This is a genomic window from Arthrobacter sp. 05L45_2, assembly GCF_056397525.1.
Map to the genome: position 1 here is coordinate 1 of NZ_JBFTNO010000267.1, position 3,185 is coordinate 3,185.

The window sequence follows — 3,185 nt, forward strand, 5'->3', positions numbered from 1 at the left end:
GCCCAAATGAATAAGGAAACTCCCCTGTGAGTGAATTGCACACGCACCAGCTTCTGACCGACGAATCCGGCACGGAAACGATCGAGCCGGAAGAGACCATCATCTCTGACGAGACCCCCCACGAAATCGCGGAAAAGTCGTTCGCCGACTACAACGTCCGCGCCGACATCGTTGAATCCCTGGCGGACGCCGGCATCACCCACCCGTTCCCGATCCAGGCCATGACCCTGCCCGTCGCCCTCGGCGGCCACGACATCATCGGCCAGGCCAAGACCGGTACCGGCAAGACCCTCGGCTTCGGCATCCCGGCGCTGCAGCGTGTGATCGGCCGCGACGACGCCGGCTACGCCGCGCTGCCCGCCCCCGRCGCGCCCCAGGCCCTCGTGATCGTGCCGACCCGTGAGCTCGCCGTCCAGGTCGCCAGCGACCTGCAGACCGCCTCCCGCAAGCGCAACGCCCGGATCACCACCATCTACGGCGGCCGCGCCTACGAGCCGCAGGTCGAGGCGCTGCAGCAGGGCGTCGAGGTCGTCGTCGGCACCCCCGGCCGCCTGATCGACCTCTACAAGCAGAAGCACCTGGTCCTCAAGAACGTCAAAATGGTCATCCTGGACGAGGCCGACGAAATGCTGGACCTCGGCTTCCTGCCCGACGTCGAGACCCTGATCGCCGGAACCCCGGCCGTCCGCCAGACGCTGCTGTTCTCGGCCACCATGCCCGGCCCGGTCATCGCAATGGCGCGGCGGTACATGACCCAGCCCACCCACATCCGCGCGGCGGACCCCGAGGATGAGGGCCTGACCAAGCGCGACATCCGCCAGTTGATCTACCGCGCCCACAGCATGGACAAGGTGGAGGTGGTGGCCCGCATCCTGCAGGCCCGCGGCCGCGGCCGGACCATCATCTTCACCAAGACCAAGCGCACCGCCGCGAAGGTTGCCGAGGAACTCGTGGACCGCGGGTTCGCCGCGGCCGCCATCCACGGCGACCTCGGCCAGGGCGCCCGCGAACAGGCGCTGCGCGCCTTCCGCAACAACAAGGTGGACGTCCTTGTCGCCACCGACGTCGCGGCCCGCGGCATCGACGTCGACGACGTCACGCACGTCATCAACTACCAGTGCGTCGAAGACGAGAAGATCTACCTGCACCGCGTTGGCCGCACCGGCCGCGCCGGCAACAAGGGCACCGCCGTGACCTTCGTCGACTGGGATGACATGCCGCGCTGGGGCCTGATCAACAAGGCCCTGGGCCTGAGCTACCCCGAACCGGTCGAAACCTACTCCTCTTCCCCGCACCTGTACGAGGAGCTCGACATTCCCGAGGGCACCAAGGGCCGCCTGCCCCGGGACAAGCGCGTGCTTGCCGGTGTGGACGCCGAAGTCCTCGAGGATCTGGGCGAGACCGGCAAGAAGAACGCCCGCGGCGGCGCGCCGGCCGGCGGCCGTGACGGGTCCAGGACCGGCGGACGCGACGGCGGCCGTGCGCCCCGTGAGGGCGGCCGTTCAGGCAACCGCGAAGGCAACCGCGAGGGCAACCGCGAAGGCGGCCGTGACGGCGCCCGCGAAGGATCGCGCGAAGGCGGCCGCTCCGGTGAGCGCCGACGTCGTACGCCGGAAAAGGACACCACCGCCGCGGCACCCGCCGAGGCAACGGGCCGCGCTGCGGCAACCGCCGGCGCCCCCACCGAGGTAGACCGGGCCACCCGTGCCCGCCGCCGCACCCGCACCCGCCGCCGCAACGGCGAAGTGGTGGCCGGCGAGGCACAGGGCGGAGCTACGGCACGCGGCACCGAGGCCTAACCCGCACCATGGCTGACACCGTCTGGGCGCCGGACGGCAGCAATCTGGTGGTACACGCGGACAACGCGGAGTACCTCCCGACGCTGCCGGACGGCGCCTTCACACTCATTTACGTGGACCCGCCGTTTAACACCGGGCGTGTCCAGCGGCGCCAGGAAACCAAAATGGTGCTGAATGCCGGGGGCGAGGGCGACCGTGTCGGCTTCAAGGGCCGCTCCTACGACACCATCAAGGGTGCGCTGCACAGCTACGACGACGCCTTCAGCGACTACTGGTCCTTTTTGGAGCCGCGGCTGGTCGAAGCGTGGCGGCTGCTGGCCGATGACGGCACGCTGTACCTGCACCTGGATTACCGCGAGGTGCACTACGCCAAGGTCATGCTCGATGCGATCTTCGGCCGGGAGTGCTTCCTGAACGAAATCATCTGGGCCTACGACTACGGCGCCCGCGCCAAGTTCCGCTGGCCCACCAAGCACGACAACATCCTCGTCTACGTGAAGAACCCGGCGAAATACCATTTCGACAGCGCCGAGGTGGACCGTGAACCGTACATGGCGCCCGGGCTGGTGACACCGGCCAAGCGGGAACTGGGCAAGCTGCCCACCGACGTCTGGTGGCACACGATCGTCTCCCCCACCGGCAAGGAAAAAACCGGCTACCCGACGCAGAAACCCGAAGGCCTGATCCGGCGGGTGGTCGCCGCCTCATCCCGGCCCGGCGACTGGTGCCTGGATTTCTTCGCCGGTTCGGGCACGCTGGGCGCCGTAGCGGCCAAGCTCGGCAGGAAGTTCGTCTGCGTGGACCAGAACCAGGCTGCCGTGGACGTGATGGCCAAACGGCTGGGCGCATACGCCGAGTTCACGGCCCAGCCGGAAGCCGAACCGCCGGCGGTCCCCAGCTAGCCCTTCGGCTGCTGGCCGGCAGGCGCCGTCGTCAGGTCCAGCTCTTGACGAACGCGTGCACGGCGTCGGCAATCATCTGCACGGCGATCGCGGACAGCAGCAGGCCGGCGATCCGGGTGACCAGCTCGACGCCGTTCTCGCCCAGCGCGCGCTGCACAAGGCCGGCGAACCGCATCGCCAGGTACAGGGATGCGAGCGTGACCGCAATGCCAAGCCCGACGGCGAGGTACTGCGCCATGCTTCCCGAACGCTGAACGAAAACCATGACCGCCACAATCGCGCCGGGGCCCGCCATCAGCGGGGTCCCCAGCGGCACAAAGGCGACGTTTTTGTACTTGGCCGCGTTCTCCTCGCCGCCGGTGGAACCGGTGAGCAGCTGCAGCGCGATGAGCACCAGCAGCAGGCCGCCCGCGCCCTGCAGCGCCGCCAGCGAGATGTGCATGTAATTGAGGATGGACTGCCCGAAAATCGCGAACGTCACGAT

General features: G+C 68.5%; 3 protein-coding genes. 2 read left to right on the forward strand and 1 reads right to left on the reverse strand.

All coding sequences use genetic code 11. The features are described from left to right. Positions 1-26 precede the first annotated feature (26 nt). The gene (locus tag AC1DHD_RS15165; protein ID WP_476880507.1) at positions 27-1,799 is read left to right on the forward strand and encodes a DEAD/DEAH box helicase; all 1,773 of its coding nucleotides are present in this window, start codon (positions 27-29) and stop codon (positions 1,797-1,799) included. Positions 1,800-1,807: 8 nt separating this feature from the next. Then, positions 1,808-2,701 (forward strand): DNA-methyltransferase, encoded by an 894-nt coding sequence (locus AC1DHD_RS15170; RefSeq protein WP_476880508.1) that lies wholly within the window; start codon positions 1,808-1,810, stop codon positions 2,699-2,701. Between the two features lie 31 nt (positions 2,702-2,732). Here AC1DHD_RS15170 and AC1DHD_RS15175 read toward each other — a convergent pair. Continuing rightward, positions 2,733-3,185 (reverse strand): MarC family protein (locus AC1DHD_RS15175; RefSeq protein WP_476880509.1); only part of this gene is annotated, 453 nt, incomplete at its 5' end.

Coding starts and splice junctions, on each gene's coding strand:
- AC1DHD_RS15170 (WP_476880508.1), top strand. CDS start 1,808: ATGGCTGACACCGTCTGGGCGCCGGACGGCAGCAATCTGGTGGTACAC.